Origin of the sequence: Congregibacter sp. (genome assembly GCF_965662665.1) — a bacterium.
GTDB lineage: Bacteria > Pseudomonadota > Gammaproteobacteria > Pseudomonadales > Halieaceae > Congregibacter.
In genome coordinates this window covers 17,010-42,363 of the sequence record NZ_CBFIIF010000005.1, presented here as the reverse complement: position 1 = coordinate 42,363, position 25,354 = coordinate 17,010, and the positions used below count along the sequence as shown (strand labels likewise).

General features: G+C 54.5%; 26 protein-coding genes. 10 read left to right on the top strand and 16 right to left on the bottom strand.

Annotated elements, in window-relative coordinates; translation table 11 throughout:
- Positions 1 to 162: 162 nt before the first annotated feature.
- Positions 163 to 525: a DUF3192 domain-containing protein gene (locus ACTG39_RS03460; RefSeq protein WP_439106137.1), complete on the top strand. Its 363-nt coding sequence runs from the start codon at positions 163 to 165 to the stop codon at positions 523 to 525.
- A gap of 95 nt (positions 526 to 620) precedes the next feature.
- Here ACTG39_RS03460 and ACTG39_RS03455 read toward each other — a convergent pair whose 3' ends face one another.
- Positions 621 to 1,673 carry a BtrH N-terminal domain-containing protein gene (locus ACTG39_RS03455; protein ID WP_439106136.1) on the bottom strand — a complete coding sequence of 351 codons (1,053 nt, stop codon included), beginning with the start codon at positions 1,671 to 1,673 and terminating at the stop codon, positions 621 to 623.
- 12 nt (positions 1,674 to 1,685) lie between these two features.
- Positions 1,686 to 1,898, bottom strand: a complete 213-nt coding sequence (locus tag ACTG39_RS03450) for an RNA-binding S4 domain-containing protein (protein ID WP_439106135.1) — start codon at positions 1,896 to 1,898, stop codon at positions 1,686 to 1,688.
- Between the two features lie 149 nt (positions 1,899 to 2,047).
- On the opposite strand from ACTG39_RS03450, the gene ACTG39_RS03445 reads away from it, so the two are divergent.
- Both ACTG39_RS03445 and ACTG39_RS03440 read left to right on the top strand, forming a co-directional pair.
- Positions 2,048 to 3,058 carry a hypothetical protein gene (locus ACTG39_RS03445; RefSeq protein ID WP_439106134.1) on the top strand — a complete coding sequence of 337 codons (1,011 nt, stop codon included), beginning with the start codon at positions 2,048 to 2,050 and terminating at the stop codon, positions 3,056 to 3,058.
- Entirely contained in the window at positions 3,031 to 4,212 is a 1,182-nt protein-coding gene (locus tag ACTG39_RS03440; protein ID WP_439106133.1) for a tetratricopeptide repeat protein, read from the top strand. Before ACTG39_RS03445 ends, ACTG39_RS03440 begins: the two co-directional genes overlap by 28 nt.
- A 31-nt stretch (positions 4,213 to 4,243) precedes the next feature.
- Here ACTG39_RS03440 and ACTG39_RS03435 read toward each other — a convergent pair whose 3' ends face one another.
- Together ACTG39_RS03435 and ACTG39_RS03430 are read right to left on the bottom strand one after the other, a co-directional pair.
- Positions 4,244 to 4,543 carry a hypothetical protein gene (locus tag ACTG39_RS03435; RefSeq protein ID WP_439106132.1) on the bottom strand — a complete coding sequence of 100 codons (300 nt, stop codon included), beginning with the start codon at positions 4,541 to 4,543 and terminating at the stop codon, positions 4,244 to 4,246.
- A gap of 28 nt (positions 4,544 to 4,571) precedes the next feature.
- On the bottom strand, positions 4,572 to 5,270 hold the full coding sequence (locus ACTG39_RS03430; RefSeq protein WP_439106131.1) for a hypothetical protein: 699 nt from the start codon (positions 5,268 to 5,270) through the stop codon (positions 4,572 to 4,574).
- Positions 5,271 to 5,505: 235 nt separating this feature from the next.
- On the opposite strand from ACTG39_RS03430, the gene ACTG39_RS03425 reads away from it, so the two are divergent.
- A complete protein-coding gene (locus ACTG39_RS03425; protein WP_439106130.1) occupies positions 5,506 to 5,868 on the top strand; it encodes a rhodanese-like domain-containing protein in 363 nt (120 codons plus the stop codon).
- Here the strand turns inward: ACTG39_RS03425 and ACTG39_RS03420 are convergent, their stop codons facing one another.
- The 3 genes from ACTG39_RS03420 to ACTG39_RS03410 form a co-directional block, all read right to left on the bottom strand.
- Positions 5,869 to 6,924 (bottom strand): metallophosphoesterase family protein, encoded by a 1,056-nt coding sequence (locus tag ACTG39_RS03420; RefSeq protein ID WP_439106129.1) that lies wholly within the window; start codon positions 6,922 to 6,924, stop codon positions 5,869 to 5,871. It lies immediately after the preceding gene.
- Between the two features lie 63 nt (positions 6,925 to 6,987).
- Complete coding sequence (locus ACTG39_RS03415) at positions 6,988 to 8,070, bottom strand: hypothetical protein (RefSeq protein ID WP_439106128.1); 1,083 nt, start codon at positions 8,068 to 8,070, stop codon at positions 6,988 to 6,990.
- Between the two features lie 145 nt (positions 8,071 to 8,215).
- Positions 8,216 to 10,123, bottom strand: coding sequence for an acyltransferase family protein (locus ACTG39_RS03410; protein ID WP_439106127.1), 1,908 nt, complete (start codon positions 10,121 to 10,123; stop codon positions 8,216 to 8,218).
- A gap of 207 nt (positions 10,124 to 10,330) precedes the next feature.
- On the opposite strand from ACTG39_RS03410, the gene ACTG39_RS03405 reads away from it, so the two are divergent.
- A complete protein-coding gene (locus ACTG39_RS03405) occupies positions 10,331 to 10,945 on the top strand; it encodes a DUF998 domain-containing protein (protein WP_439106126.1) in 615 nt (204 codons plus the stop codon).
- A 9-nt stretch (positions 10,946 to 10,954) separates the two neighbouring features.
- Here the strand turns inward: ACTG39_RS03405 and ACTG39_RS03400 are convergent, their stop codons facing one another.
- Positions 10,955 to 11,224 (bottom strand): hypothetical protein, encoded by a 270-nt coding sequence (locus ACTG39_RS03400; RefSeq protein WP_439106125.1) that lies wholly within the window; start codon positions 11,222 to 11,224, stop codon positions 10,955 to 10,957.
- Between the two features lie 70 nt (positions 11,225 to 11,294).
- Between ACTG39_RS03400 and ACTG39_RS03395 the strand changes: the two genes are divergently transcribed.
- Complete coding sequence (locus tag ACTG39_RS03395; RefSeq protein WP_439106124.1) at positions 11,295 to 11,945, top strand: glutathione S-transferase family protein; 651 nt, start codon at positions 11,295 to 11,297, stop codon at positions 11,943 to 11,945.
- 52 nt (positions 11,946 to 11,997) lie between these two features.
- On the opposite strand, the gene ACTG39_RS03390 is transcribed toward ACTG39_RS03395, so the two are convergent.
- From ACTG39_RS03390 to ACTG39_RS03380, 3 genes are all read right to left on the bottom strand, one after another.
- Positions 11,998 to 13,716 carry a DUF2855 family protein gene (locus ACTG39_RS03390; protein WP_439106123.1) on the bottom strand — a complete coding sequence of 573 codons (1,719 nt, stop codon included), beginning with the start codon at positions 13,714 to 13,716 and terminating at the stop codon, positions 11,998 to 12,000.
- A 211-nt stretch (positions 13,717 to 13,927) separates the two neighbouring features.
- Positions 13,928 to 14,530: an HAD family hydrolase gene (locus ACTG39_RS03385; RefSeq protein WP_439106122.1), complete on the bottom strand. Its 603-nt coding sequence runs from the start codon at positions 14,528 to 14,530 to the stop codon at positions 13,928 to 13,930.
- Between the two features lie 5 nt (positions 14,531 to 14,535).
- Positions 14,536 to 15,480, bottom strand: coding sequence for a glycoside hydrolase family 16 protein (locus ACTG39_RS03380; protein ID WP_439106121.1), 945 nt, complete (start codon positions 15,478 to 15,480; stop codon positions 14,536 to 14,538).
- Between the two features lie 139 nt (positions 15,481 to 15,619).
- On the opposite strand from ACTG39_RS03380, the gene ACTG39_RS03375 reads away from it, so the two are divergent.
- Entirely contained in the window at positions 15,620 to 17,179 is a 1,560-nt protein-coding gene (locus ACTG39_RS03375; protein WP_439106120.1) for a long-chain-fatty-acid--CoA ligase, read from the top strand.
- A gap of 9 nt (positions 17,180 to 17,188) precedes the next feature.
- On the opposite strand, the gene ACTG39_RS03370 is transcribed toward ACTG39_RS03375, so the two are convergent.
- The gene (locus ACTG39_RS03370) at positions 17,189 to 17,677 is read right to left on the bottom strand and encodes a DUF2846 domain-containing protein (protein ID WP_439106119.1); all 489 of its coding nucleotides are present in this window, start codon (positions 17,675 to 17,677) and stop codon (positions 17,189 to 17,191) included.
- 249 nt (positions 17,678 to 17,926) lie between these two features.
- Here ACTG39_RS03370 and ACTG39_RS03365 point away from each other — a divergent pair, with 249 nt between their 5' ends.
- Both ACTG39_RS03365 and ACTG39_RS03360 read left to right on the top strand, forming a co-directional pair.
- Positions 17,927 to 18,394, top strand: coding sequence for a TlpA family protein disulfide reductase (locus ACTG39_RS03365; protein ID WP_439106118.1), 468 nt, complete (start codon positions 17,927 to 17,929; stop codon positions 18,392 to 18,394).
- 28 nt (positions 18,395 to 18,422) lie between these two features.
- Positions 18,423 to 19,625, top strand: coding sequence for a hypothetical protein (locus ACTG39_RS03360; protein WP_439106117.1), 1,203 nt, complete (start codon positions 18,423 to 18,425; stop codon positions 19,623 to 19,625).
- Between the two features lie 16 nt (positions 19,626 to 19,641).
- Here ACTG39_RS03360 and ACTG39_RS03355 read toward each other — a convergent pair whose 3' ends face one another.
- From ACTG39_RS03355 to ACTG39_RS03345, 3 genes are all read right to left on the bottom strand, one after another.
- The gene (locus ACTG39_RS03355; RefSeq protein ID WP_439106116.1) at positions 19,642 to 21,879 is read right to left on the bottom strand and encodes an SPOR domain-containing protein; all 2,238 of its coding nucleotides are present in this window, start codon (positions 21,877 to 21,879) and stop codon (positions 19,642 to 19,644) included.
- A gap of 75 nt (positions 21,880 to 21,954) precedes the next feature.
- A complete protein-coding gene (locus ACTG39_RS03350) occupies positions 21,955 to 23,292 on the bottom strand; it encodes a Zn-dependent hydrolase (protein ID WP_439106115.1) in 1,338 nt (445 codons plus the stop codon).
- Between the two features lie 8 nt (positions 23,293 to 23,300).
- Positions 23,301 to 23,681, bottom strand: a complete 381-nt coding sequence (locus ACTG39_RS03345; protein WP_439106114.1) for a VOC family protein — start codon at positions 23,679 to 23,681, stop codon at positions 23,301 to 23,303.
- Between the two features lie 147 nt (positions 23,682 to 23,828).
- Between ACTG39_RS03345 and ACTG39_RS03340 the strand changes: the two genes are divergently transcribed.
- Complete coding sequence (locus ACTG39_RS03340) at positions 23,829 to 24,359, top strand: TlpA family protein disulfide reductase (RefSeq protein WP_439106113.1); 531 nt, start codon at positions 23,829 to 23,831, stop codon at positions 24,357 to 24,359.
- A gap of 6 nt (positions 24,360 to 24,365) precedes the next feature.
- Here ACTG39_RS03340 and ACTG39_RS03335 read toward each other — a convergent pair whose 3' ends face one another.
- Positions 24,366 to 25,298: a glutathione S-transferase family protein gene (locus tag ACTG39_RS03335; protein WP_439106112.1), complete on the bottom strand. Its 933-nt coding sequence runs from the start codon at positions 25,296 to 25,298 to the stop codon at positions 24,366 to 24,368.
- Between the last annotated feature and the right edge of the window lie 56 nt (positions 25,299 to 25,354).

Sequence of the window (25,354 nt, the reverse complement as noted above, 5' to 3'; positions counted from 1 at the left end):
TGGATCTGCACGCAAACGACAAAACGAGCATTACCTGCGATGGATGGCGGCGCCAGGTAATTGATCTGCTCAAAGAATCATCGAATCATAAGCACTCAAACAATGCTGCTCTGCGTTGTGCGGGTAGCGTTCTTAGGCACATCCCCTATCGAGGAAATATTCGTGAAATCTTTAGCCCAAGTATCATTGGTTGTCCTTCTATCTATGGCTGCCAGCGGCTGTGTTTACATTAACGGCGAGCGAGTCACGTCCGATGACTGGCGCGAAGATCAGCGGGTTAATCGCGAGATGATTAGCCAACTGGATCTCGGTGTTACACGCAGCGCTGTAGTGGAGAAATTGGGTACCCCGACCGACTCCGAAGCGTTTACCCGCGATGGAGAAGAGGTACGTGTCCTGTTTTACCGAACCCAGCGTAAGCACCCCGATGGGCAGACCACGCGAGATGAGATGACACCGGTGGTTTTTAAGAACGACTTGCTCGTGGGCTGGGGTGACGGTGCTTATCAAGACTTTCGCTCTTGATTAGAGGCAGCAAGGGTTCCTTGTGACTCGCATTTAGCTTGGTAAGCCTGTTAGGGTTTGGCTTCGATGATAAAGACTTTATTAGAAGTTGGGCTTTAACCCGTCTTTAACACCGTATCTGCCAGGTGCCCGAACAGGGAATACTCCTGCTCGTAAATTTCTTCTAGCTTCTCTTGCGCCTGTTGCCAGAGTGGGTCGTCTTTGGGCGCTGCAACAATACCCTGCATGATTGGTGAGAGTGCATTCCACTCCCGTGCTGCGCCTTCAGCCAATGCTACGGTTGTCGGTCCCACCAGATCGGGCCGCTGTATGGCAGCCCAGCGCATAAAGGCGGCGTAGTGATCCCGAAAAAATCCACCGCCGGTGCCAAATTTGATGATGGCGTTGTCCAGATATTGCGCGTGAGACACAGGGTCTTCTAGCTCTGCCCAACGGGGGAGTTGATTGGCAAGGGTGCGAAGGCCCTCGAGGCCTACGGAGAGTTCGCCGTCACCGTTGCCGCGCAAGTTCGCCATGAGATCTCGCTGGCTGTGGTCAAAGTTGAGCATGCGCTCTACGGTTTTACGCAGCGCTATTTCGCAGGCATCGGGTAGGCTGTGGCGCACCTGTGTTGAGTGAAACTTACCCCAGGTATTGTAGGTAGACATTCCTCCCGGTGGATTCCGACTTAGTCGCACGCCTTCGGTGGAGCAGGTTTGTGTTTCTTCTTCGGTTCGATCGGCGACATAGACTTCGTCTTTTTCATCATCAAAGCCCAGCAGCACAAAGCGATGTCCCGGAAAGTGCACTTTAAACTTACGGTAATCAAGGTAGTAGATGTCGCCGGAGAGCATTGTGGGTCTGCCGGCGATCACCTCCTGGCGCACGTCTTCCCAGGCTTGAGTATCATTGGGGTTGGGCGTCTCTCGATAATCGATACCCAGCGCATCGGTGACATCCGTTTCAAAAGATGATCCCCGTCCGAAGCACATGTACGGGGGATCGGCGTGGGGGTAGTCAAAATACACCGCGTCGAGTCCCGAGCCTAAGCCGAATATGACGCCTTCATCTAACTCCAGTCCCGTGTAATGAAAGATCAGATTGCGCATGGAGCCGCTGCCACAGTGGCCGGCGGTGAGGTTACGGTAGTTTTCAATGAGTACGCGCATAATCTTTAACTGCTACACCAACTGAAGCTGAAGGGTTTCGGATCGGAACTCGATGATATCGCCATTCAGCATCTTGCGCCGCCTGCGCGTTTCGATCTCTCCATTGACCAGCACCTGACCATCACCGATGAGTAACTTGGCTTCGCCGCCCGTCGTGACAAGGCCCTCGAATTTAAGAATCTTGTAGAGCTCTACGGGCTCGCGGCTGATTTCGATAATGCGCATGCTTGTCCTAACGACGGGCGAATGTGGTGCGAGAGTGTACCCATCGTCGTAGACGATGACACTCAGTTACTGGTTTTGCCGCAAACAGTTTTTCTGGTTGCCTGACGGGCCTTTTGCTAACGTAGCCAGCGTAAAATCAGAGACAGCCCATGAGCTTATGCAGCGAGTTACATCGCAGGAACGTTGTCCGTGTCGGAATTGCCTATGCCGTAGTTGCGTGGTTGTTGCTGCAGGTTGCCGATATGGTGATGGAGAACATTGGTGCTCCTGATTGGGTGATGCAGGCCTTGTTGGTATTGCTGCTCCTGGGCCTGTTCCCCGCACTGATCTTTGCCTGGGTTTTTGAACTGACACCCGAGGGTCTTAAGCGCGAGTCCGAGATCGAAGAGGGTGTGTCTGTGGTGCATCAGACACGCCGTAAGCTCGATACTTTGATTATCGCTACCTTGGTAGTTGCCGTGGCATATTTGTTTTGGGATGGCCGCTTGCGCGAACCGTCCCAGGCAACGCAAGAATTGGCTGCGAGTGATGTATCAACACCGAACAATAAGCTCTCGAGCATGGATGCATTGCGCCAGCAAACCGAGGCTGCAGCGCAGGCAAAAGAGCAAAGCGCGCCCTCCGAAGATACCTCAATCGCGGTACTCCCCTTTGTGAACCTCTCCTCGGACCCCGAGCAAGAGTATTTCTCGGATGGCATCTCGGAAGAACTACTCAATGTGCTTGCCCAGATTCCTGCGTTGCGAGTAGCGGCACGAGCCTCCTCTTTTCAGTTCAAGGGCGATAATCGCGACATTGGTGAGATTGCACAGTTGCTTAAGGTAGGCCATGTGCTTGAAGGCTCCGTGCGCAAGGCCGGCACAAAGCTGCGCATAACTGCCCAGCTTATCGAGGCCGAAGGTGGCTTTCATCTGTGGTCCGAAACCTACGATCGAGAGCTGGAGGATATTTTTGCCATTCAGGACGAGATCTCAGCGGCAATAGCAGACGCTTTGAGGGCAGAGCTTGCGCTGGACGACGTAACTACGCCGGACGCCAGCAAGGCGACAGCCAATACGGCGGCTTACGAAGCGTTTTTGAAAGGCCGCGGGCTTATAATCAGCGCGGCAACCAGTCCATTACCGCTGGCGTGGTGGAGCTTGAGCGCTCGGTTCGATTAGACCCTAACTATGCGCCGGCGCGTGCGCAGTTGGCGATTGGCATTGCCCTGTTGGCGGCGACCTCGGGAACCTATGGTGACCTAAGCATCGATGAGGTTAACGAGAGAGCGGGTGAGCAGTTAGCAGCGGCGGAAGCTATTGACGATAATTTTGCGGAGCTGTGGGCGGCGCGAGCTATTCTTGCGAGGATCAATTTTGACGATCAGGAGTATTTAAGGAACAGCGAGTTGGCGCTTGCCATACGGCCGAATTATGCAGATCCGCTCAACTGGCGCGTTAATGCGCTTAACGGGCTTGGCATGGCGGTACAGGCGGTAGAGGCGAGAGAAGAGCTATTGCGTCTTGATCCATTGACTGTTGTTGGACGCCTTAACGCTGTTACGTTCATTGCCAATGCCGGGGAGCCTGAACGGGCTCTGGGGATAGCCCGGTCTATCGCTCCGCAATCGCCGTGGGCAAGCCACGTGGCACAGTCAAGGGCTTACCGCGGTGAAGGGAAAATACATCTGCAGCTTGAGCAATTGTTGCTTGCATACTCGCTGGACTCCCGTGATCTGTTGGTGAATTTCGAGATTTCCGAAGTTTTTGTGAATAGCGGCTTGCTGGATGAGGCACTGCGTATCGATCGGACTGTTCGTCCCTGGGTGTTGCTGGGCGCTCTTCGTTTTGAGGAGGCCGAGCAAGCATTTCGTCAAGCGGTGGCAGCAGACCCCGAGTCCTTGGAAAACATCTCGAGTCTCGCGACCAGTATCTATTTGCAGGGGCGCTTCGCTGAAGCTGTCGAACTTTGGCAGCAGGCGGCGGCGGAACAGCTACAGGTCCTGAAGGCACTTTCAGCCAGTGTTGGCGAAGCTGGTTTTACTGCCTTTCGCTGGTGGCACTTTAATGTAGCGCTCATAGCGGCTCTTGAAAACGATAAGCAAGCGGCTCTTCAGGCACTGCAGGCAGCGGAAAGCGCGGGACTCGATTATCCGATAGTGTTCCTTGAGCCTATTTTTGACGGTATACGCGACGAACCCGCTTTTGAAATCGTTCGTCAGAACGTTGCGTCCCGCGCTGTGGAAAATCGCGAAAAGGTCCTCACGCTGATTTGCGAGAACAATCCTGTTCCGGATCACTGGCGGCCCCTGGCGGCCACCTGTTTGGATCTTTGATCACCTGGCTCGATTTAGGCCCATGAGGAGATCAGTCTTCTATTTGCTCCATCTCTTCACCACGTTCACGATGCTTGGGCGGTCCTCCTTCAGGAGCGCAGGCTAGGGCCGCGTCTTCCTTGGGCGGCGCAAAGCAGACGCCGGTCATATCGCCATGGCGGCCAGTAAATCCGCAGACTTCGCCTTCGCTCAGGTTGGCGCAGGCCTCCAGTGCTTCAGGTGGGGGCCCGCGGCGTTTTCCCTGACTACGATTTTCACCATCTTCTTGTTGGGCCGCTACGTTTGCAGAGATGCCGGCTAAAGCGATGGCGCTCGTAGCAATAACTCCCAAAGCAACAAGGTGGTCTTCGCACTGCTGCCTACTGACCTCTCTTGGACATATTGTTAAGCATCGAGCCGATCCCCTGCAGATTGAGGGGCGCTGCCGGTAACTCAAAGCGCGAAGCGTCCACTGCGTCGCCGTCAATGCTGGTGACAGTCATCTCCTGACCGTAGCGTAAGATGCCCGAGTTGATATCGGCGAGGGCTTTCTTAATGGACTGCGTGTTATCGACGGTACCCTCGGCCGTGAGTTGGGCGGCCACACCCACCATGAGAAACAAGGCATCACGCAACTCCAGTGCCCGAGGATCATCCGACAGCACCACTTCTTCGCTTTGTAGATTGCCGTTTTCATCCTTAGAGTTGAGTTGGTATACCTCGCCTTTAATACCCGCTACCGTCTCCGACCGCCCAGTGTTTTCCAAGGATTCAATTTTAGAATTGAACTGGCTAGGTACTGCAGGAGCCGCGCCGCCGCCCATGCCCTTCATCGCGGACCCCGCATCAATAACCAGGGTGTTCCCATCTTGTTGCATAACGGTATAGATCGAACCGTCTCGCACCAAAGCGTATCCGCCTTGCCCCGGAATACCCACTCGCAGAAACTGTTCGTTGTATTCAAACGTTGATGAACCACCATCTTTAGAGGCGACGGTAGCGGAACCCGCCACAGCGTCGAGCGCCAACAATGGGGCGGCACAAAGGGTAAGAACCACACTAATCCTGCCTGCGAACATATAAACCTCCGAGTTTGAACTCCGCGTTATCTGCCGTGGTGAGTGGGCGATGTTAGGCCTTTGCTCGCTCAACGGTACTGTCTAGATGATACTTGTTGATCCTTCCACGGAGAACCACCTGAGCTTTTTGATTTTCGCTTTGATCCCTATTCGAACTTACTAATAAGCGAAGGGAAAGGGCATAATTGTGACAAGCAGGGCGTTGTCGCCGTGGTATTGATGAGAGGTTATATAGGTGTTTAAGAAAATAGCGGTTTTGCTGGGTAGTGTGATGCTCGCCGCCTGTGGTGGCGCTGACGAGACCAAGCAAGCGGCGCTGGCAGCGGTACAGGGCGGCGCTTTATTAGTTGATGTGCGAACCGCCGAGGAATTTGCGACGGGACACTTGCCCGGGGCTGTTAACATTCCTCACGGCGAGATCGTTGAAGGGCTTGCTGCCCTGGAGACACCCAAGTCGACGGAGATTGTGCTGTATTGCCGCAGTGGCAACCGATCGGGCATCGCGACAAAGAGCCTCTCAGCAGCCGGCTTTAGCAATGCGATGAACGCAGGCGGTTACTCCGCCCTCAAACCAATTTGGGATGCTGCCGGCTCCTGATTACTCTTCAGGGCAATCCTTTGAATCCAGGCACAGCGCGTCTCCGTTAAGAGGCCGCTTGCCGGTTTTATCCAGTATGCCCGACATCTTCAGATTGGCTATGTGCGCGCCTTCGGCGTCTACGGTCACCCATACGATCTGGTCCATCGATAGACCTGCTTCGGGAAGAAAGACGCCGCCGGTTGTAGCCAGCCGGATATAGTCCCGACCGTTACGCGTCTTGTGCTGGTAGCTGTGTCGGTGGCCATGAAACACGGTGTAAGGACGATCACTTAGTGCGGTTTCAATGGATTGCCAGGTCGCCATATCGTCGCTTGCCCAGGGCGCTTTATGCACGAGGACGAACGTCCATTTGACGTCCCGGTTTGCGGCGATAGCGTCGCGCATATAGTCGGCCTGTGTAGGCGATATGATCCCGGTTTCATCTTCCGGAAGGTTGGCGTATTCGGTTTTGGCAAAGGCGTCCCAGCCTTCTGTTTTTGCGACTTCTATAGCAGCCAGGCGCAGTTGGGCAATCTCCGCGAGCCGGGCAACAGAGTGGTCTTCGGTATCCAGAATCAGGAACAATACGTCGCGATAGCGCACGTGATAGTAGCGTGGTCCGTTGCGATCCTCCCAAGCCTCGCGGGGTACCTGACCCAACAAGTCATGGTTGCCGCCGGTATAGAGTACTGGAGCCACCGACTTATCTGCGCGCTCATCAAAAGACTGCCACTGAGCCTCTATCTGGGCTCTGTTTGAGCTTCCTTCGATTAAGTCTCCAACGTTGACGATGAGTTCGGGACGCAGCAGATTCATCTGTTCTACCGCAACTTTGAAAACATCCTCGCGCTCGCCACCGGTGAGATCTGAGAACACCGCAAAGCGAACGGCATCTGCGTCATAGTTTGGCGCTGCCTGGGTCCATGGTTGAGGGCCGTCGGAAACGCTGTGCTCAATAGTGGTCGAAGTCTCGACGACTGTCTCGGTGCTGGCGCAGGCTACGACGACCAGCAACCATCCCATGGTTGCGAGACTTTTCGTCACGGATGAAGTCAGATGCAAAGCGGTATTCACGCTGCGCGCCCTCCTATTACTTGTGCTTTATCTGTGGAGCGTCTGGAGTGACTCATTGTTAGTCTAACTGCCTAAAGCATCCTGCTCTAATCTCAAAGCGACCTCGGGACTGATCCCTAAGGATGTCACCAGAGCATCGAGGATGGCGCGTTTGTGAGCCGGTACGGCCCCGTCGTCCACTGCCGCTTGCACTGCCGATTCATAGACCTGTAGTTTTCTGAAGTTTTCGTATTCTGGCGTGTCGTTTGTCTCGGGCATGGCCGCGTTCGACAAGCGCTCGGCAGCGCGCTGGATGGGGTCCAGAAAAAACACCAGCCCCGCAGTGCAAAGTATACCCATGAGGTTTCCCAGAGCGGCAGAGAAAAACAGCTCGGCCAATCCTGAGATGAGAAAGAAGATCGCGACAAAGGCCGCTACCACGGTGCTGCGCTTTAATGTGCGCTTAATACGCAGATCGATGTCAAATAGCTGTGTGCGCAGCATGCCGTAGGCAACAAGGGGTACGTAAACGATAACCGCCGACACATAGGCCACTGCTGTGCCGTAGAAAAACATCGTGTTTGACTCGTCCAGATAGCCAAGATTGAAGGCGCCAGTAATGAGGAACGTAATCATCCAGACGGTATCACGCAGTCCAAATGCCAGACTGAAGGCGGCGGCTCGAGCCCTGGAGGCTAGGTTGGATGCGCTCATCCAGGCGTGGAGCGCAGCTGCAAATCCCCAGGTCAGAACCAGGGCGATCAGACTGTACAAGTAGGCCGCGAATTCTGACCGAAAGGTCTCCACCTGAAGGGGCATCATGAGTGCAGCCATGATGACGCCCGCGATGAGCACAAAGAGTTGGGTGCGGGGGCCACGCATGGGTTTGGCCAGCGACGACTCAACGGTGGTGCCTATAAAGGTCAGGTACACGCCGATGAGCGCCCAATCCGAAGCGACGTGAACTCGCCACCAGAACGGTTTGCCGAGATTGATGAGTCGATCGACAAAAGGCCAGGAGGTGCCGCTGCTGATAACGGCCAGTCCATCGACAAACAGCATTAAGACCAGGAGACTAGAGCTCTTTGTCCTAGGCGAAACCCAATATACGTACAGGGCAAAACCCCAGGCAACGAGAGCCGCAAGAGAGCCTAGCCACTCAATCATGGACAGGTTTCAGAGGACAACTTGGTGACAGTTCGACTGGACCGCGAGCCATGGTATTCCCCCGCATGGGATAACAAATATCATAAAGGCAATCTCTATAGGTTACGGTAACCGCTACACCCGCAGACAGCTATGAAGCGCGCTGTTACCAAAGGTCTGCATTTTTTAGAAGAAGCTTTGATCCCTCATCCGTTAAGTGGCCACGATCTCTGAACAGCGGAACATTCCCAAGTTTGCTTTGACAGGACTTACCCTCGCACATCAGGTCTGAGAGCCACAGTATCTTGATACCGGTTTCTTTACTTACTTCGTTTAAGCCGTTGATGACGGGCGCCTGGCGAGCGAGGTGAAATTCTAAGGGGAGCTTGCAGCCGTCACGCCCCAGAATAAGGGCGCCGGTCATTTCGCGCTCTAAACACTCACCCACGTTGTAGCCCGCAAACACGGGTGGCGAAATGATTAATGGTGTTTTGCCGGCTTCGAGCAGGGTGTCAATGGTTGCTATGAGGTCAGCTACTACCAGATGTTTGCTGTATGGCACCATCTCATCTTGAATCAATAGCCTGTGTCCGGAATCAAAGAAATAGCCAAAGGGAGAGCTGAGCACCACGTACTTTAAGGAGGGACTCTCTAAGATGTACCTCAATGCTCTGGCATTAAATCTTCTGCATTGCCGGGCTTGAGCCGTCCCTTTTGTAAGATGCGCCAAATCCGTAGCAGGTGTGCAGCCCGAGCGAGTTAACTGAATGATGGAGTCGCTGGTTGCTGGGTTTTCCCTCAAGCCCGGTACGAGATGCATGGCATAACTATCGCCCCAAACGGCAACCTTGGGGTTTGGGTCCGTCTTGCATCGACCGGGGATAGCGAAAGGGGGTTTGAGCACACAAATTCTGTGTAGACCGAAGTTTTTACGGCGTATCTGCTGAAAATCCGGTCCCGGCACATCGCGTAGACCCAAGCTCTGGGTAGCAGGTGGCGCTGCGACCAGGAGCACACAGGTCGTCATAGCAACGAAGGTTCGCAAGCTGCGGTAATTTCGACTGCGTTGTGAAACCCGAAAGGGCGTCTCGACATAGCGGTACTGTGCAAAACTCAGAATCAAGGAGGAGAACACAAGACCATAGCGGACCGACGACGGCACGTTCCCCAGATACGCGATGTGCGCAAATGCCAGTAGCGGCCAATGTATCAGGTACAAGGAGTAGGACCAGTCCCCGACTTTTTTTACCCACTCCACTAGAGGAAACTGTGGAAGCCAATTGTCTTGTCCAGCGATCAGTACACAAGTGAGTAGCACAGCCACCAGGGCGTCGCCCCGAGGATGGTCGCCATCAACAGAAATGGCCAAGAGCGCGAAGAGAGCTATGAGCGATATCCACTTTATCTGCCGGGGAATACTGAACGTTGGATTGCGGAGCATCCATACACTCAAAAGTGATCCTGCCAAAAGCTCCCAAGCTCTCGAGGGAAACATGTAAAAAGCGAGCTCGGTCCCCTCAAGCCCAAGAAATTTCCCTTCCATGTTGAGAAAGCTAAAACAAACGAACAAACTCATTGCGGCAAGGGTCAGCAAAACGGGAGCAAGCCATCGCTTTGCACAAACGGCCAGAAGGGGTGGGATTAGGAAATAGTATTGTTCTTCAAGTGACAGAGACCAAATATGAAGCAGCGGCCGGGTTTCTGCAGCGTCATCGAAGTAGCCCACCTGATACGGTAAAACCATGTTTGATGTAAATGTCACAGCGCCCAGAAGTTGCTGTAAGTAGTCGTCCCATTGGCGGTGAGTGAGGAAGATATACCCGGCCAATGTCGTAAAAAGTAGTGTCGAGTAAAGCGCTGGGAGAAGCCTGTGTGCTCTTCGTCCGTAGAATTCGATATAGGAAAAAGACTGCTGCTCTATGCCCTTTAGTATGAGCGTGGTAATCAGAAAGCCTGAGATCACAAAAAAAATGTCGACGCCCAGAAAGCCGTTTTGCAGCTCAAATATTTCGGCGTGATAGACAACCACCGATAACACTGCAATGCCACGCAGAAACTGTATATCCCTACGCAATTCCAAAATCCTCAAATGAATGGGTGAGCGTGATGGGCTTAGGATACAGCACCGTAAGCCATTGATCTCCAGTTCATGTCAGTCAGCTACATCGATAGAAGCTGGGCGCTGTAGCTCAACATTAGTGCAGGTGAGTTCCTGAGAATCGACGTGTAAACTAAGTTTTTACAAAACGCCACTCTTCGACTCAACTCTCTGGCGCTTCTCATGTTTTCCACCGCAGCGGGCAACGATTCTCTGGGTTTACGCCGATTTATTTTATTCGGTGTGCTTCTAATGTTCGGCGCGCACTTACTGGTGATGTCCCTGTCATCCGCCAGTGCGATGAGCTCCCCGATTAGTCAGCTCAGTCGAGGGGATGGCGGTATCGTGCATACCTCTGCCCTCGTCTTACTCGCTGCAGTGCAGCTGGCGCTCGCCGCACTGCTCTGGCGCGCTATTGAATCGTCACCGCTCTGGAAGTGTGCTTGCGTGCTCATGGTTTTTAACGGAGCGCTGCTTCTTTTTGTGGCTTTCTATTTTGTCAGCGCGCCGTATGCGCAATTGTTCGGCCCCAACGCTAATGATCCCCTGGCCGTACTGGCAAGCAGTGTCGGTGTTGTGATGGGGCTGATTCAGCGGGACTTACCGGGGAGGGCGCCGCGCATGGCGAGGCTCAATGCGGTGTTTTTTGTCCTGTGGCTAGCTTTGATTCCCGTGATTCCATTTCTCGACGCGAGCTGGCTCGGGGCCTACGAGCGAACGGTGGGAGCTATCTTGTTGCTTTGGTTGGCAATGCTAGCGTTGCTATGTCCTGCTGCGGAAGATCCGGCGCTCGAATAGCCATAGGGCTTAGGACACGGCCCAACCCATCAATGCAACGGCGATAAAGCCACTCACCACGGGGCCGACAATACGACCGCGCCGGATTCCTCGCGCTGCGCCAAGGAGTAGTGCGAGCCCGATTATCAATGCCGCCCAATCGAACATGCCGTTGACGCCGGCACCCTTACCCACGCCTGCAAAAAAGTCACTCAATGCGGCAGGTATGCCGGAGAGGAAGCCTCCAACCGCCTCGCCACTCGACTCGGCAAGACCGCCGCCCTGGGTTGTTTCATCCATAGTGCTTGCATCGCTAGAAATTGGAGAACTATGGTAGCGTTGTTTTGGTCTTTACAGAGAGTCCCTCTGCATGAAAATTCAAGCCTTAAAGCTGTTCCACTTCCCGGGCAGTCGAAGTGCTCGCGTCCGCTGGGCACTGATAGAAACCTTCGGGGATGATTTTGAATTAGCGACGATGAAGCTTTTGGAGGGTGAGCAATACGCTCAAGAGTTTCTTGCCATGAATCCTAACCATGCGGTGCCTGTGCTGCAGATCACCTGGTCTGATGGAAGCGTCCAGCACATGCTGGAGAGCACGGCGATGGTGGAGTGGCTGGCGGACGCTTTTCCGGATAAACAATTGGCGCCCACCGCAGAGCTGTCCCCACAGCGCGCTGACTATCTGCAGATGCTGCAGCTGGGAGGCAACTGGATGGATTCCATGCTTTGGCAAATCCGTGTGCATCGGGATTTGCTGCCGGAGTCTGATTCGGACAAGCGCACGATAGATCGCGCGATGGAAAAAATCGCGACGGAGGTTGAGCCTCAGTTACACGCTCGTTTAACTGCCGCAGAGTACATCTGCGGAGACCAATTTAGCGCGGCAGATATTGTGATGGGTCACAGTATCAACTGGGCACGTGCCTACGGCATGTGTCAGAACGATGCTTTCAAAGCCTATGCGTCGCGGCTTTCGGCAAGACCCGCCTTTCAGCGGGCTTTCGACGATGTTGTGCGTTAGTAAGCGCAGCTAGTCCTAGACCAGCCACAACCTGGCTATCACAGAAGCAAAGTTACAGTTTGCAAATTAGCCCCTCGGCGGGGTTCATGGCGCCAGCGCAAATATCGGGATAGTGCTTGCTGAAATCCTCCACGCCGTTGGCTTCCTGTAGGGTTAACCACTCACCTGCTGCGGCCGCAGCGCCCATGACAAAGCTCTGAGCATTTCTGACAAATTCGCCCCGCTCCAAAGCCTTGCTGCGTTCCAGAATATAGCTTGGGGCAAAGAACCACTCGTGACGTTCTCTGCCACTGTCTAACTGTGTGTCGGCCTGGTCCCAGTGGGTGAGGCCAACGCTGATGAAATAGGCGAGACTGTCGCCCAGGTGGTCGCGGAGCGCTTGCGCTGTGCCTGCGTTACCGGCCATGTCTACAATTACTGTCGGTGTGTTAACTACGCTAGCCAGATTCTTGTAGTCGATAGCACCATCGTAGTAGCCCAGACTGTTCACAAAGTCGACGTTGCCTGAGGAAGTCAGTCCAATCACCGGTGGGGCGTCTGGATCATCGGCCAACGCCTTCGCGAGCCCAATGCTTGTCTTACTGGATGCACTCAGAAGTAGCACCTGCTTAGCACCATAGTAGTCGTTCTCTTTGATTTGATCCCAGAGGCAGAATGAAGTGTTGTACAGGGGGCCTAACAAAGCCTGTAACTGTTCTGCTTGCACAGGACCACCGCTGCGTACGCGCTGATAACGGTTGTAAAGGGGAGGCAGCGATTGGCGATGCTCGGCACCATCAAACAGGCTTTTGTCGTCCACACGTTCGGGCAGCATGATTAGGGAGTCGGCAGGGGGGAAGTACCCGTAGAGTCGCTCGCCCACCGCGACGGCATCGGATCGTGACTCAACGACGTTTGCAAAACCCCAAACCGGGATGACTCCGAAGTCTTCGCCATCAGCGACCGGAAAAAACTGCCAGTAGCCTAGCGTGTAGCCTGCGGCAGCATAGGTCATATTGTTGGCGGTGAATGCAAAAAAATCGACTGCTACGCGGATTTCACCCATGCCAGACTTGCCAGCCCTATGCTCCGCCCGCGGGTTGTAGTTGGTGTTGGTGTTGGTGTTGATGTCATAGGTGTAGCGCTTACCGTCGGCCGAGATGATGTTCTCGATACCGGCTACGTGGATATCGTTTGCGACAAGCATGCGCCGGTAATCTTCGATGATCGGGTCATCAAAGTCTTCGATGATTTCAAACTTAGCCGCAGAAGTCGCGGGGCAAACGGTAGCGTCTTCATCCTGACATTCGTCCGCAGGGCATAAGAGAAAGCCATCAGAGGTGTCGACGCGCACGGCGTAGACAAACTCCTGGCCCACAAACTCACAGCGGGTGATAAATGGCTCGGGTGCGGCTATATACTGTTGTATCAGGGTGATGCCATCGATGGGTACCTCAAAGGAGTCGCTAGCGACGTACTGCTCAAGCTCCTCGACGGACTGGAACAGCCGCACACCCAAGCCCTTCCCCGCGCGATTGTGTTTAGTAATAAATGGAGCGCCCATTTCTGCGGCCGCCTCACTAAGACCCGAAGTCCCTACGACGGCGATGGTTCGGGGGGTGCGGATTCCCTGCGCCTCCAGTGCTGCGTATTGAGCGACTTTGCTCACCTCCAACTGCAGTGCGCGATCCGGGTTAAGCACGCGGCGACCGTGACACTCCAGTAAGGCGATAACTGCTGCTGCGTACTCTGGTGCATAGCGGTGATCTCGCGTATGCGAAGAGGCGCTCATGCGATTGTAGAAAATCCCTGGCGGCGGGGCCTGGGACAAGTCTAAATTGCCCTCGTCAAGAAACCATTCTTCATGGGGTACGCCGAGGGTCTGAAGGGCTTCCTAAAGAGGCGCACTCCACTCGCGATTTTCGTGGATGATATAGGCCTTGTGCATAGCGTCGCCTTGTACCCGGAGTTACCGGTTGATGGAGTAATAAACGAGTGGAGAGTTACGGGGTTGAGCTTGAATCAGATTGCTCATGGAGCAGGGCAAGAAGAACACGAAAGTCGCTTAATACCTGTAGCTGTTTGTCGTAGTTCTCATGAGGTTCACCGCCCTGGCTATATAGAACGGGAAGCATCCCCGCTCGCTGTGCAGCCTGTATGTCGTAGCGAAAGTCACCGATATAGGCGCAGTGCTTTGGATCTATGCTCCAATCTGCGGCGACCATAAGGAGAGCTTCTGGGTCAGGCTTTGGGGCGGCATCTTCTCGCGCCTTCAGGGGAATGTCCGGCATATTCAGTCGCCGCATGGTGAGCTGTGCCGCATGGCGACTATTGCGAGTCACTATGGCAATGGGTGTGCCCTGTTGATGTAAAGCATGCAGCGCTTCTTCTGCAGTGGGCATCCATTGGGCCGCTTCGGCGCCCGCCAGTTCATGTCGATGTATCACTGCCATGGCTTCGCGGCGTGCTGATTCTGACGACAGCGTCTCGACGTACTCTAAAAGCCCCAGATTCTCTGGCGCGCCCAGCTCGGCGCGCATCGCAGTAAAGTCGAGACGGGAATCCACTAGCGTCCCGTCCAGGTCAAATATTATGGCGCGAAGCACAGCACTCAATCGTCAGCGCGCATAATTTGCGCTGCCTGCTCCGCCCAGTTCTCTAGCGGCTGTGCGTCGTATTGATAGATGCGTAACCAATCGTAGCGGCTGCGCATGGGATATTCATTACGACCCTTGTTTCCCCCGAATACATCCTCAATATCATCGTTTGGAATCCAGAAGTTGATCATGACATCTGCCGGCGTGTCGGGTATCGGTGTAGGTGATTGTTGAGGTGGAACACAGGAGAGATCACAGTCTATGTCGTCGGCGTTTAAAGTCTTGATAAGTTTGCCGTCGACAAACCACTTAATGCTTTCCGGCAGCCATTCGATCGCAAATACGCGCCAGGTATCTACAGGGCCCACATCAATTTTGTGTTCCCAGGCTCCGAAGCGGCGGGTCTCACTCCAGGCCTCGGCGTCAAGTCCGTAAATCAGGTTTGCCTGAAACGCATCGGGGCGGCCGCCTTCAAGCTCAATGTCAATTTCTTCCCACTCTCTATCGAATTGCTCGTTGCCCTCGTTAACGTAAGTGAAAAGCGATGAAATGTACCCCGAAGCGCTTTGCCTGTCTGGAGCGCGCATTCGTGTCTCTACGCGACCATATAGGATTCGCTTTCCGGGTCGCGTGCGCACTTCGCCACAGACGTAGTCATAGGGATCCTTGAGTTTTTGATGATCCTCTGACCAACCGCCCGGTACATATTGCTTATCAATAATGAGTTCCAGGTTTCCGTCGTTGATGCGAGTGCCTTGATCCTGAAAACGACACATCGCCTCTTTGCCAACGGCACCGTCGCCTGAGTACCACACGGCGCTGTTAAAGGAGTCGAAACGATCATCCAGTACTAGCGAAAATCCCGGATAGCTACCCGTGTAACCGGCATAGGCCTCGGGTAGATCTGCCAAAGTCGGCGCTGCACCGGCGAGCAGCAGAAGAGCTGGGGCAAACGGCATCTGACGCAAACTCCATGGGTAAACTTGAAACACTGCTGTAATTTCTCTAACCGAACACGCTTAGTATAGCTGGCATCGCTCGCGCTCTGGCCTACACTACAGGCTTTGCAACTCACGAGTAATTATAAGGATAAAAAGCATGTATTCAGTGACGGAGTTCCTCAAGTCCAACGCCCGTGCCACCCCTAAAGCGCCTGCGACGCGGCATCTTGGTCGCAATCACAACTGGGCAGAGATGCAGGATCGTGTTGCTCGATTAGCCGCAGCGATCCGCGCTATGGATGTTTCTGCGGGTGATCGCGTGGCAATGCTGGCTCTTAATAGTGACCGCTATCTGGAGTACTACTTTGCAGTCTGGTGGGCCGGTGCAGCGGTCGTTCCCATGAATACACGTTGGTCTGCAGCGGAGAACGCCTACGCAGTGAGTGACGCGGGAGCAAGTGTTTTGTTCATTGATGACGCTTTTGCACCCATGTTGGAAGAAATGACCGCCGAGCTTTCGCTAACGCACATCGTGTTTACCGGCGAGGGTGACAAGCCTGAGGGCACGCTGGATTATGAAAGCCTCATTGCGGCCCATGAGCCCTGTGAGGATGCTGAGCGCGGTGGAGAGGATCTTGCGGGTCTTTACTACACCGGGGGTACGACGGGATTTCCCAAAGGGGTCATGCTGTCTCAGCAAGCATTGTGGTTTAACAATCTTAGCGTGAGCAGTGGCTCCGAGTATCAAATGGGCGATGTATATTTGCATGCCGGCCCTATGTTCCACCTCGCAGACGGTGCTTTTTCTGGTGCCGCCTGCACCTTTGGACTGTGCCACACCTTCTTACCCAGCTTTGATCCGTCCAAGGTGATGGACTTACTGGAGAGCGAAAAGGTCACCCACACACTGATGGTCCCGACCATGTTGGGCATGCTCGTTAATCATCCGGACTTTGAACCCTCGCGACTCAGCGCGCTGCGCGCGGTGGGCTACGGTGCTTCGCCTATGCCCGAAGGGCTTATGCACGCCCTGCTGGAACGGTTACCGACTGTTAACTGGATGCAGGGCTACGGGCAAACGGAAATGGCGCCCATCATTACCCTACTGCCGGCAGAGAACCACACGCTGGAAGGACCCAATGCGGGCAAGATGCGCTCTGCGGGTCGCGCGGGACCTGGTGTTGAGGTTCGAATTTGTGATGAAGACGGTAATGACTTACCCAACGGTGAAGTTGGCGAGATTGTCGCGCGATCTCCCGGATCAATGATGGGCTACTGGAATCGACCTGAGCAAACCGAAGAAACGTTAAAGGACGGGTGGGTAAATACCGGGGATGGCGCCTATCGGGATGATGATGGATTCATCTTTATTGTGGATCGCCTCAAGGACATGATCGTTACCGGTGGCGAAAATGTGTTCTCCGCTGAAGTCGAGAACGCCGTGTCAACACACCCGGCGGTAGCCGCGGTCTCAGTCATCGGTATTCCCGACGAGCGTTGGGGGGAGGCTGTGCACGCGATTGTGATACTGCAAGAAGGCCACAGCGTCACAGTGGAAGAGTTGATCGAGCACACCAAGCCGAGCATCGCTAACTACAAGCGGCCTCGCAGTGTAAGCTTCCGAAAAGAGCCTTTTCCGCTGTCTGGCGCGGGTAAAATACTAAAGACCGAGCTGCGAAAGCCCTTTTGGGACAATCAGGAACGCGGTGTGAGTTAGGCGATAGATCTACGGAGCTTTGCTGAGCTCTCGAATCTCATAAATCGCATCTGATTCGTCAATGTGGTGGAGGTTGATGATGTATTGGCCGGTAAAGCTACCTATGGTCATGGCCCGGGTATTGAACTCCACCCCTAGCCGCAGGAAGTAACTCTCTCCCGCTTCGAGCTCCAGAGCGTACATGCGATCCTTGGGTTCCCAGCGTGCTTCCCTCGTGAGTCCCGTCGCTACAAACTCCCGCGTTCCGGGCGCCAGTTCAACGGCGAGATACTTTTTGTTCTTCAGCATTCCAACGCTGTCGCCGTCCACTAAAATCTCGGGAAAGCTGGTGACCAGGGGCTTTTTGCCGGGGTTACTGCCGCCCGGTCGGTAAACGTAAACCATTGCGTTTGCGGAGTCTGCTAGCGGTGTGGGTTCGAAGTAGCTGGTATTGGCACAGCCGCCGCTGATAGTCGCGAGCAAAAGTAAGACGGTGAACGACAAAGTGTTTTTGCTCACGCTTGGACCTCATTTTAATTAGCTTACTGCGAAACTGACCAACCGAGGCAGCATCCCGTAGGTAGTTGCTAGCCAGGGTTTTTTTGCGGCTAGCTTGTCAATTGACCTGTGGGCCTAATTGTCTCAAGCTAACTGGTCTTTATGCTATAGGCATTTCACCTGCTGTTGGGTCAGTCGAGGTGCTCAATATACGATCTGGCGGACTGCTTGTTACCGTTGGTGGATTCAGTCAGGCGATACAGGCGATACATGAAATTTAGAAAACTTCAATCAGCGCGGCTTTTTCTTCTGGTGATCACCTTGATGCCAACGATCACACTAGCGGATCCTGTTGATGTGGATGTTGATGTTGGTGGCCGTGTTTGGCACGTGGTCAACTATTGGTCCGAGTGGTGTTCGCCCTGTCGCAAAGAAATTCCCATGCTGAATGTCCTGAGCACGGAGCTGGATCCTTTACAGGCTAAGCTTGTCGGCGTGAACTTTGATGACCATCCCCATCCCGAGACGATCAAGATAGCGCTAAAACTGGGAATTACTTTTCCCTCGCTAACTCGGGCAGAAGTCCAAGCATTGAATCTCCCGTTGCCAGATGTGATGCCGACGACCTACATCGTCTCCCCGAAAAATGAGTTGGTGCTAAAGCTCATTGGTTTGCAATCGCGAGACCAATTACTTAAAGAGCTCTCACAATTGGGAATACGGGTAGCGATTCAATGATCTTTTTCTTCAAGGAGTATTAAGGGTAATGACGCCCAAGAATTTCCTGACAGGATTGTTTGTTACTTTATTCAGCCCGATGACCCTGGGAGAGGGCGTAGCACCAGCGAATCATCGAGTGGTCGAGCTGGACTCTCCCGCGCCGGTGAGTAGCCAGTTGTCCAGAGTGACGAGAGACGAGTCTGGAGAGATATATCTTTCGTGGGTTAGCGATGTGGACTCCCACACGCGTTTGTCTTATTCACGTCTTAGCAAAGACCTATGGAGTCCGGCGCAGACCATCAGTGAAGGGGCAGACTGGTTCCTTAACTGGGCAGATTTTCCCATGCTCTCGGTATCTCAGGGCGGCATGGTTGCACACTGGTTGTTGAGAAGCGGCGCAGATACCTACGACTATGATATCGCAGCCAGCTTCTTCGACGAGTCCACGGAAAACTGGCTCGCTGCACAACTAATCAACACCGATGGCGTTCAGGCAGAGCACGGGTTTGTGTCTATGACCCCGACGGGAAATCAAAGCACTCTCCTTACCTGGCTAGACGGACGTAACACCCGGCGTCAGCCCGTGCCCGGAGCAATGACTCTGCGTGCGGCGGTGTTCGATATGAAAGGTCGGAATCTTGGCGAGTGGGAACTCGATGAGACCGTATGCGATTGCTGCCAGACGAGTTCTGCGATGGCGGAGACTGGGCCTGTGGTGGTTTACCGTAATCGTACCGAGGATGAAGTTCGGGATATTTCGATTGTGCGTTTTGTCGATGGTCGTTGGAGCGCCCCTCAGGTGGTACATCATGATGACTGGCAGGTTCACGGCTGTCCGGTCAATGGCCCGGCGGTGGCCGCTCAGGGCGAAAGACTGGCGGTGGCCTGGTTTACCGCAAAAGACGACTATCCAAAGGTTCAATTGGCCTTTTCCACCGATAGCGGCCTTAGCTTCTCGGCACCGATTCTTGTCGCGGGGACCAACACTAATGGTCGCGTAGACACTGTCTTTCTTAGCAACGGACAAGTGGTAGTTAGCTGGATGGATACCCAAGGAGCTGATGTCAAAGTGATGCTGTCCCGATACAGTGAATCTGGAGAGCTGCTGGATACCACCGAAGTGGCAAGCACCAGCGCGTCGAGGCGAAGCGGATTTCCGGTTATCGAAAACGTCGGCAATACGGTTTATGTGACGTGGACGGACGTATCCAGCGAAGCGCAGGTCAGGGTGGCTCAAGTAGCCTTTTGAATTACACGGCGCCGCTCTATAAGTCTGCGAACTGACGAATCCACGGCTGAAATTTTACTAAACTTCTTTTCGCTGTCTCTGCTTGAGATCGTGTCTCGTAGCCGCCGGAGATCACCAAAAACTGTCCCCTGTCACCTTTGCGGCGCTGGCGAACGCTTGCCCTGCCATCAAGGTTTTGCTGATCCACAAAGGATTGAGCAGCCTCGGCGGTGCTGAAAACGCCAAGCTGCAAGGTGAACCAGCTTGCAGGAGGATCGCTACTTTGCGACGGAGCAGCAGACCGGTTGGCCGCAGTAGCTGATGTTCCTTTAATAGCGGGGCCGCTCAAGTCGCCGCCCAGGCAGGTCGACACGGCGAGCTCATTACCCGAGGCGACCTGCTGATACTTAGCCCAGAAGGCAGCGTCGACTTTTTTGCCATAGGCAGAGGCTTTACTACTTCGGTAGCGGGCGACCTTACTGGGGCCGCCGTTGTACGCAGAGTAGCTGGAGCGCGCGAGATTAGTCAGTCCCCCGGGTTGCTGGTGCTCTCCTTTGCGGATCGCATACTTGATCAGGTAGTCGATGAGAATTTCGGCGCCCGCCTTACTGTTGTAATCAATATCCCAGCGCAGCCGTTGTTGATCGTAAAAGCCTCGCCAAACCCGCTCATTAATCTGCATCAGACCAACGTCACCGGTACCCGAGCGCATGGGCACCAGCTTTCTGTCTTTGCTGACCGTATAGTGTCGCCAGCAGCTTTCCTGCCAGGCCGTTGTCAGCACCAGCCTTCGAAACAGTTCTCCGTAAGCGGAATCCAGCTTGCGGCTCGCTATGGCATCGTCGGTGGAGGTTTTCATGAGTCTGGCGACCAAAGGAAGGTATTCGGGTAGATCCTGCCGTTGCGGTGCCCAGCTATTCAGACGGTTATCGTCTGCCGCAACGGCTTCGGGAAACAGCGAAAGATTCAAGCGCCAGCTTGTCGGGGGTGCGGTAGTGTTAAAGCTGTCTTCAAACAGTTGCCTGAGTTCTGGATCCAAATCCTCGGAGTAGATTAGCAAGTTGTCGCCGGTACTACCGTTGATCATCCTCGCCAGTCGTCGCAGACCATCCGCGGATATGTCCAGACCCACGCTCGGCCCTAACTGATCCAGGGCTTCCAGCGCGTCGGTTGCAGCGATAATACTGATAAGTAACAGATGTTCCTGGCCTGGCTGCTCTTCGCCGATATTACGGATAACCGGGGCAAGTGCCTGCCAGCTCTGGAGGAACCAGTCCCGGACCACATCCTCATCCGCGCCTGTGTTTGGCGTTTCGATCAATGCGTCTCGCAGCCGATAACGACTTTCAATGAGCACCTCAAGGAGCGCATCACGCAGGGACTGCAACTGGGTTTCTGCCGCATAGTGCTTCACCGTGAGTACCAGAAGGGAGTCCATGAGCTGCCAGCGCTCTTCCCAGCGCGCCAGTTCATCGTCACTCAGTGCCCGCTCAGGTTCCAGGGGAGATGCCAATGACTCCACCGTAAATACGATATTGGCATTGAGAGTCTCATCGGTCGTTTGCAGTGTGCTCACTCGCAGTGTGTTCAGGAGTGCCTCAATCTGTTCTTTAGAGTGTTGCGGAAGCACCGCGGGCAGGAACTCTTCGATCGATTGCATCTGTGGCAGAAGATCCACGGTAAAACCCGCGAACGAGTTGCGTACGCTCGTTTCAGCCAGGGCCTGGAGCTGTGCATTGTTGACGGTTTGCCCCGTGGGGTTCATAAGCCATACGCGCTCTGGAGAAAATCCGAGAGCGGTGCCATCGTTTCGTATCTCGGGTATACCGTTGATGCCAATCTTGCCTTCCCAGGCGAGCAGTGTTGTGCAATTGCCCGCACTGCCCAGACCAATCCGCGTGTTTATCTCAGTGACCAATTCGAGCATAGAGTCCGCGCTACGCAACTGCGGTTCGCTGAGCAGCACTTCGCTACATCCGCTGGGATCGTTGAGTACTTCGAGACTTTGTTCAGCCCCTGTAAACATTTGTGTGACCAAAAGCCGTTCAAGCAGCGGGTAGTCAAGCTCAAGGGGGACCGTCACGGGCAAACTTGAAGGCGGCGCGATGTCTGCTCCCAGTGCAGCTACTGCTTCAACCTCTGCGCTAACCCAGTGACTGAGCAAAGCAAGTGAAAGAAGCAGTCCCTTAAATAGACTCTGCACTGGCATTTGAAAAGTGAGGCGTTGGTGCTCACACAGCTCGGGAGTGCCCGTAGGTGTAATAAAAGCGGTCATGTTTTGGGTGGGTTCTGCGCTGGGGTCGCGACATCTTAACGTGTGCAAACGCGGATTACCGAATGGGCGGCGCCGTTAGTCCAGCTTGTTATCCAGACTCACTAACGTTCTTAGCAGGACATTGGCGCCGTTAGTGATTTGCTCCGGGCTGGTGTATTCGGCCGGGGCGTGGCTTATCCCGTCCCGGCTCGGTACAAAGATCATGCCGATGGGAGAGATCGGTCCCAGACTCTGTGCATCGTGGCCCGCGCCACTGGGCATCCTCTGATGACTCAAGCCAAGGGAGTCACTGCTCGATTCAATAAGCTGTCGCAGCAATTCGTCAGTCGGTGCAGCGAGAGACTCATAGAACTGCTCGAAACGAATGTTTGTCCCGGTAGCCTTGGCCAAAGCCGAGCTCTCCGCCTCGATTCGATCAAAAAGCGCGCCTACCTTCTCCATGCTTAGGTCGCGGATTTCCAGGCTCATTGCAGCTTCACCGGGTACCACGTTGGGCGCTCCCGGAAATGCTTTGATGCGCCCAACAGTACCCACCTGAGTGCCCGGAACGTCAGTTATTACATCGCGGACGAGTACCATAAACTGCGCTGCGGCATAGAGCGCATCCGCGCGTTGATCCATGGGGGTAGTGCCCGCGTGATTAGTTGTGCCCTGCACCGTAACGTTCCATCGCCGTATGCCCACAATGCCCTCGACCACACCAATCTCTATATTCTTGCGATCCAAAATCGCGCCCTGTTCAATGTGTAGCTCCAGGTAGGCTGCGATCTCGCTGGCGCTGCGCTGCACGCTGTCGATGTCGTTCAGGTTTCCGCCAATGAATCGGGTGCCGACCGAAAGGCTTCGTTCGCCCAGGCTGGGCAAGTCAAATTCATTGGGCGATACCGCACCGACCATGGCACGGCTGCCTGTTTTGCCGCCTTCCTCATTAGACCAAACGACGAACTCCAGAGGGTGTCTCAGCGATAGATTTTGCTCGTGCAGTGTCGTGGCGACTTCTATAGCAGCCATGACACCCACAATACCGTCGTAGTGGCCGCCGTTAGGTACGGTATCTATGTGCGATCCCAGCATAATGGGAGCAAGATCAGTGGATGTACCTGCTCGGTGTCCGATGAGGTTGCCCGCTGCATCAATCTGCGTTGCGAGGCCCGCCTCACGCATGAGCCCGTCGAGATAGTTCAGCGCTTCTTTGTTGGCGTCGCTGTAGGCAACTCTAGTCGATGCGCCCTCGGGGGTACCCCCAAAACTTCGCATGCTGGACATAGTCTGGTTGAGGCGTGGACCGTCCACGGTGATGTCGGACCCAGCGCAGGCAATAGAGATCGTTAAGCCTATTAAGACTGCGATGACCTTACGCAGGCGAATCCCTTTTCGGGCGGCTGGGCTCAGTAAAATTACGACCGGCAACACTATTGATGTCATTGGTAGCAGAAGACGTCGAACTTATGCCCCTCAAGGTCGCGAAAATACGCCGCGTAAAAACCTTCTCCACCCTCGGGGCGCAGTCCAGGTGCGCCTTCATCGGTGCCTCCGAGCTCAAGGGCCTTGGCATGGATCAGATCGACTTGGGCTTGTGAGTCCACTGTAATAGCCGCCATGGTGCCGTTGCCAATGGTCGCTGTTTCGCCGTTGTGCGGCGTCATGATGCACAGCATGGGGCTTTCCATGTCGGCACCCCATGCATAGCCTCTTTCACCAAAATCCATCATACGACCCACTCCAATCTCCCCAAGGAGCGCGTCGTAGAATGCCGACGACTGCGCGAGGTCATTGGTACCTAGAACAATATAGCCAATCATAGTGAAGCCTCTATTTGTTTTCTGGTGTCTGGCTTTGACGCCTTGTCGGGGAATCTTTACTCATCGCGCGCTGTCAAACAAGGAGTGCAAGACGCGAAGCGTCCGGATGATTTAGGATGCTCTAACAATGCCAACAGGTAAAAATCAATGAAGCAGTTTTTAATCGCTGCGCTGGTTGCGTTGCTATCGAGTCAGAGTTTAGCCGTCACACAGGGTGATGTTGCACCGCCCTGGACTGGCACGGACCTTATTACCGGGGACTCCGTTGCATTCCCGGAGGTGCTCGGCGGAAAGCCGGCGGTGATCTTGTTCTGGGCGACCTGGTGCCCTTATTGCAAAGCCTTTATGCCTCGCGCAGCTGAGATTCAGGCTGAATACGCCGAAGCGGGGGTACAGATTATTGGCCTGAACCATAAGGAGCGGGGCTACGGCGACGCGGCGGCCTACGCCAAGTCCTTGGGCTTTCCCCTGGTCGCCGTCGCTGATGCTGACGCGATTGGAGATGCCTGGAGCATTGATTTTATTCCAGGGCTCTTAGTGGTCGATGGCGAGGGAAACGTTGTCTACCGGCGTCGTAGCACTGATTTGCCGGCCGGGTCCAAGGTCTCGCAGGTATGGGCAAGCGAGGTCCGAGCTGTGCTGGACAAACTGGTGTCTCCAGAGACAGCTGGACCGTAGCTGCGATTAGTCGCCACCGGTCTCGGGCTTTAGGGCGTACCCGGACTTCGGAAAATGCACGTGCAGCGTGCCGAATGCTTCAGTCTCCCGAGCCAGGATGACTCGCTCTGGGGTAATCGCAGCCAGCGTCCCTGTAACCGGCACCACCCCATAGTCTGCCGGATGAATGCTATGACGTTGGCCAATTACAAATTCACTATCTTTACTTGCAGGTAAGGACCGTGGCTCTGCAGTTCTGGCACTCTCGAAGGCTTCCTCCTGAGTGATATCGCGCCGCCGTCCATGGCCAAACTCACCGACGCTGGCATACCAGCGGCAGAGGTTTTCTGCCGACGCTGGCAGTTTTCCCTTACAACTCAGATGTAGCCACAAGGGATGGTATACCGCAAAGTCGGCGGCGTTGGGAGAATCGCCACCGATCCAGGACTGATCCGACAACAGATTCTCAAGACTTGAAAAAAGATCCTCCATCACCTGTCGCGAGTCCACAGGACTCTTCGGTTTGCTTGTACCTCCGGCCATAAGACCGCTGCGATCCTTGATGAACCGATAGGCGCCCAAGGGGCCAAAGCTGCTGAGCATTGTTCCCAGGAGCTTAGCCGTGGGTAGAGACCTTACGGAAGCAAAGAATCCATCACCCTCGGCCTGTCGCATCAGCTCGAGCGCTCGTCCGCTGGTGTTGTAGGGGCTCAGAGCTGGTTGATCACTGGCGGCCGCAATCTCTTGCGCAATCAGTGCCGTGTCACAAAAAATATCCGCGCCCAACTGGGCAACAGGAATTCTGCGATAACCGCCGGACAGCGGATCTACGTTAGGGCGTGGTGGCCATGGGGGAGACAGCAGTGAGCACCAGCTGCTGTCGGTGTAACCAAACATCAGTCGAATCTTCTCAGCGTAGGGGGAGCTTTCGTAATGGTGGAGGATCATTGATTCGCTCATGGTATGGCCCTTGATTTTTAAGGTGAAGAAAGTATCACGTCTGCCTCTTATACTGG

What these genes read in the sequence shown, in the direction of transcription:
- ACTG39_RS03455 (WP_439106136.1), bottom strand. Translation starts at nt 1,673, where the DNA reads ATGCGCGTACTCATTGAAAACTACCGTAACCTCACCGCCGGCCACTGT.
- ACTG39_RS03450 (WP_439106135.1), bottom strand. Translation starts at nt 1,898, where the DNA reads ATGCGCATTATCGAAATCAGCCGCGAGCCCGTAGAGCTCTACAAGATT.
- ACTG39_RS03445 (WP_439106134.1), top strand. Translation starts at nt 2,048, where the DNA reads ATGAGCTTATGCAGCGAGTTACATCGCAGGAACGTTGTCCGTGTCGGA.
- ACTG39_RS03430 (WP_439106131.1), bottom strand. Translation starts at nt 5,270, where the DNA reads ATGTTCGCAGGCAGGATTAGTGTGGTTCTTACCCTTTGTGCCGCCCCA.
- ACTG39_RS03415 (WP_439106128.1), bottom strand. Translation starts at nt 8,070, where the DNA reads ATGATTGAGTGGCTAGGCTCTCTTGCGGCTCTCGTTGCCTGGGGTTTT.
- ACTG39_RS03405 (WP_439106126.1), top strand. Translation starts at nt 10,331, where the DNA reads ATGTTTTCCACCGCAGCGGGCAACGATTCTCTGGGTTTACGCCGATTT.
- ACTG39_RS03400 (WP_439106125.1), bottom strand. Translation starts at nt 11,224, where the DNA reads ATGGATGAAACAACCCAGGGCGGCGGTCTTGCCGAGTCGAGTGGCGAG.
- ACTG39_RS03395 (WP_439106124.1), top strand. Translation starts at nt 11,295, where the DNA reads ATGAAAATTCAAGCCTTAAAGCTGTTCCACTTCCCGGGCAGTCGAAGT.
- ACTG39_RS03390 (WP_439106123.1), bottom strand. Translation starts at nt 13,716, where the DNA reads ATGAGCGCCTCTTCGCATACGCGAGATCACCGCTATGCACCAGAGTAC.
- ACTG39_RS03380 (WP_439106121.1), bottom strand. Translation starts at nt 15,480, where the DNA reads ATGCCGTTTGCCCCAGCTCTTCTGCTGCTCGCCGGTGCAGCGCCGACT.
- ACTG39_RS03375 (WP_439106120.1), top strand. Translation starts at nt 15,620, where the DNA reads ATGTATTCAGTGACGGAGTTCCTCAAGTCCAACGCCCGTGCCACCCCT.
- ACTG39_RS03365 (WP_439106118.1), top strand. Translation starts at nt 17,927, where the DNA reads ATGAAATTTAGAAAACTTCAATCAGCGCGGCTTTTTCTTCTGGTGATC.
- ACTG39_RS03360 (WP_439106117.1), top strand. Translation starts at nt 18,423, where the DNA reads ATGACGCCCAAGAATTTCCTGACAGGATTGTTTGTTACTTTATTCAGC.
- ACTG39_RS03355 (WP_439106116.1), bottom strand. Translation starts at nt 21,879, where the DNA reads ATGACCGCTTTTATTACACCTACGGGCACTCCCGAGCTGTGTGAGCAC.
- ACTG39_RS03345 (WP_439106114.1), bottom strand. Translation starts at nt 23,681, where the DNA reads ATGATTGGCTATATTGTTCTAGGTACCAATGACCTCGCGCAGTCGTCG.
- ACTG39_RS03340 (WP_439106113.1), top strand. Translation starts at nt 23,829, where the DNA reads ATGAAGCAGTTTTTAATCGCTGCGCTGGTTGCGTTGCTATCGAGTCAG.
- ACTG39_RS03335 (WP_439106112.1), bottom strand. Translation starts at nt 25,298, where the DNA reads ATGAGCGAATCAATGATCCTCCACCATTACGAAAGCTCCCCCTACGCT.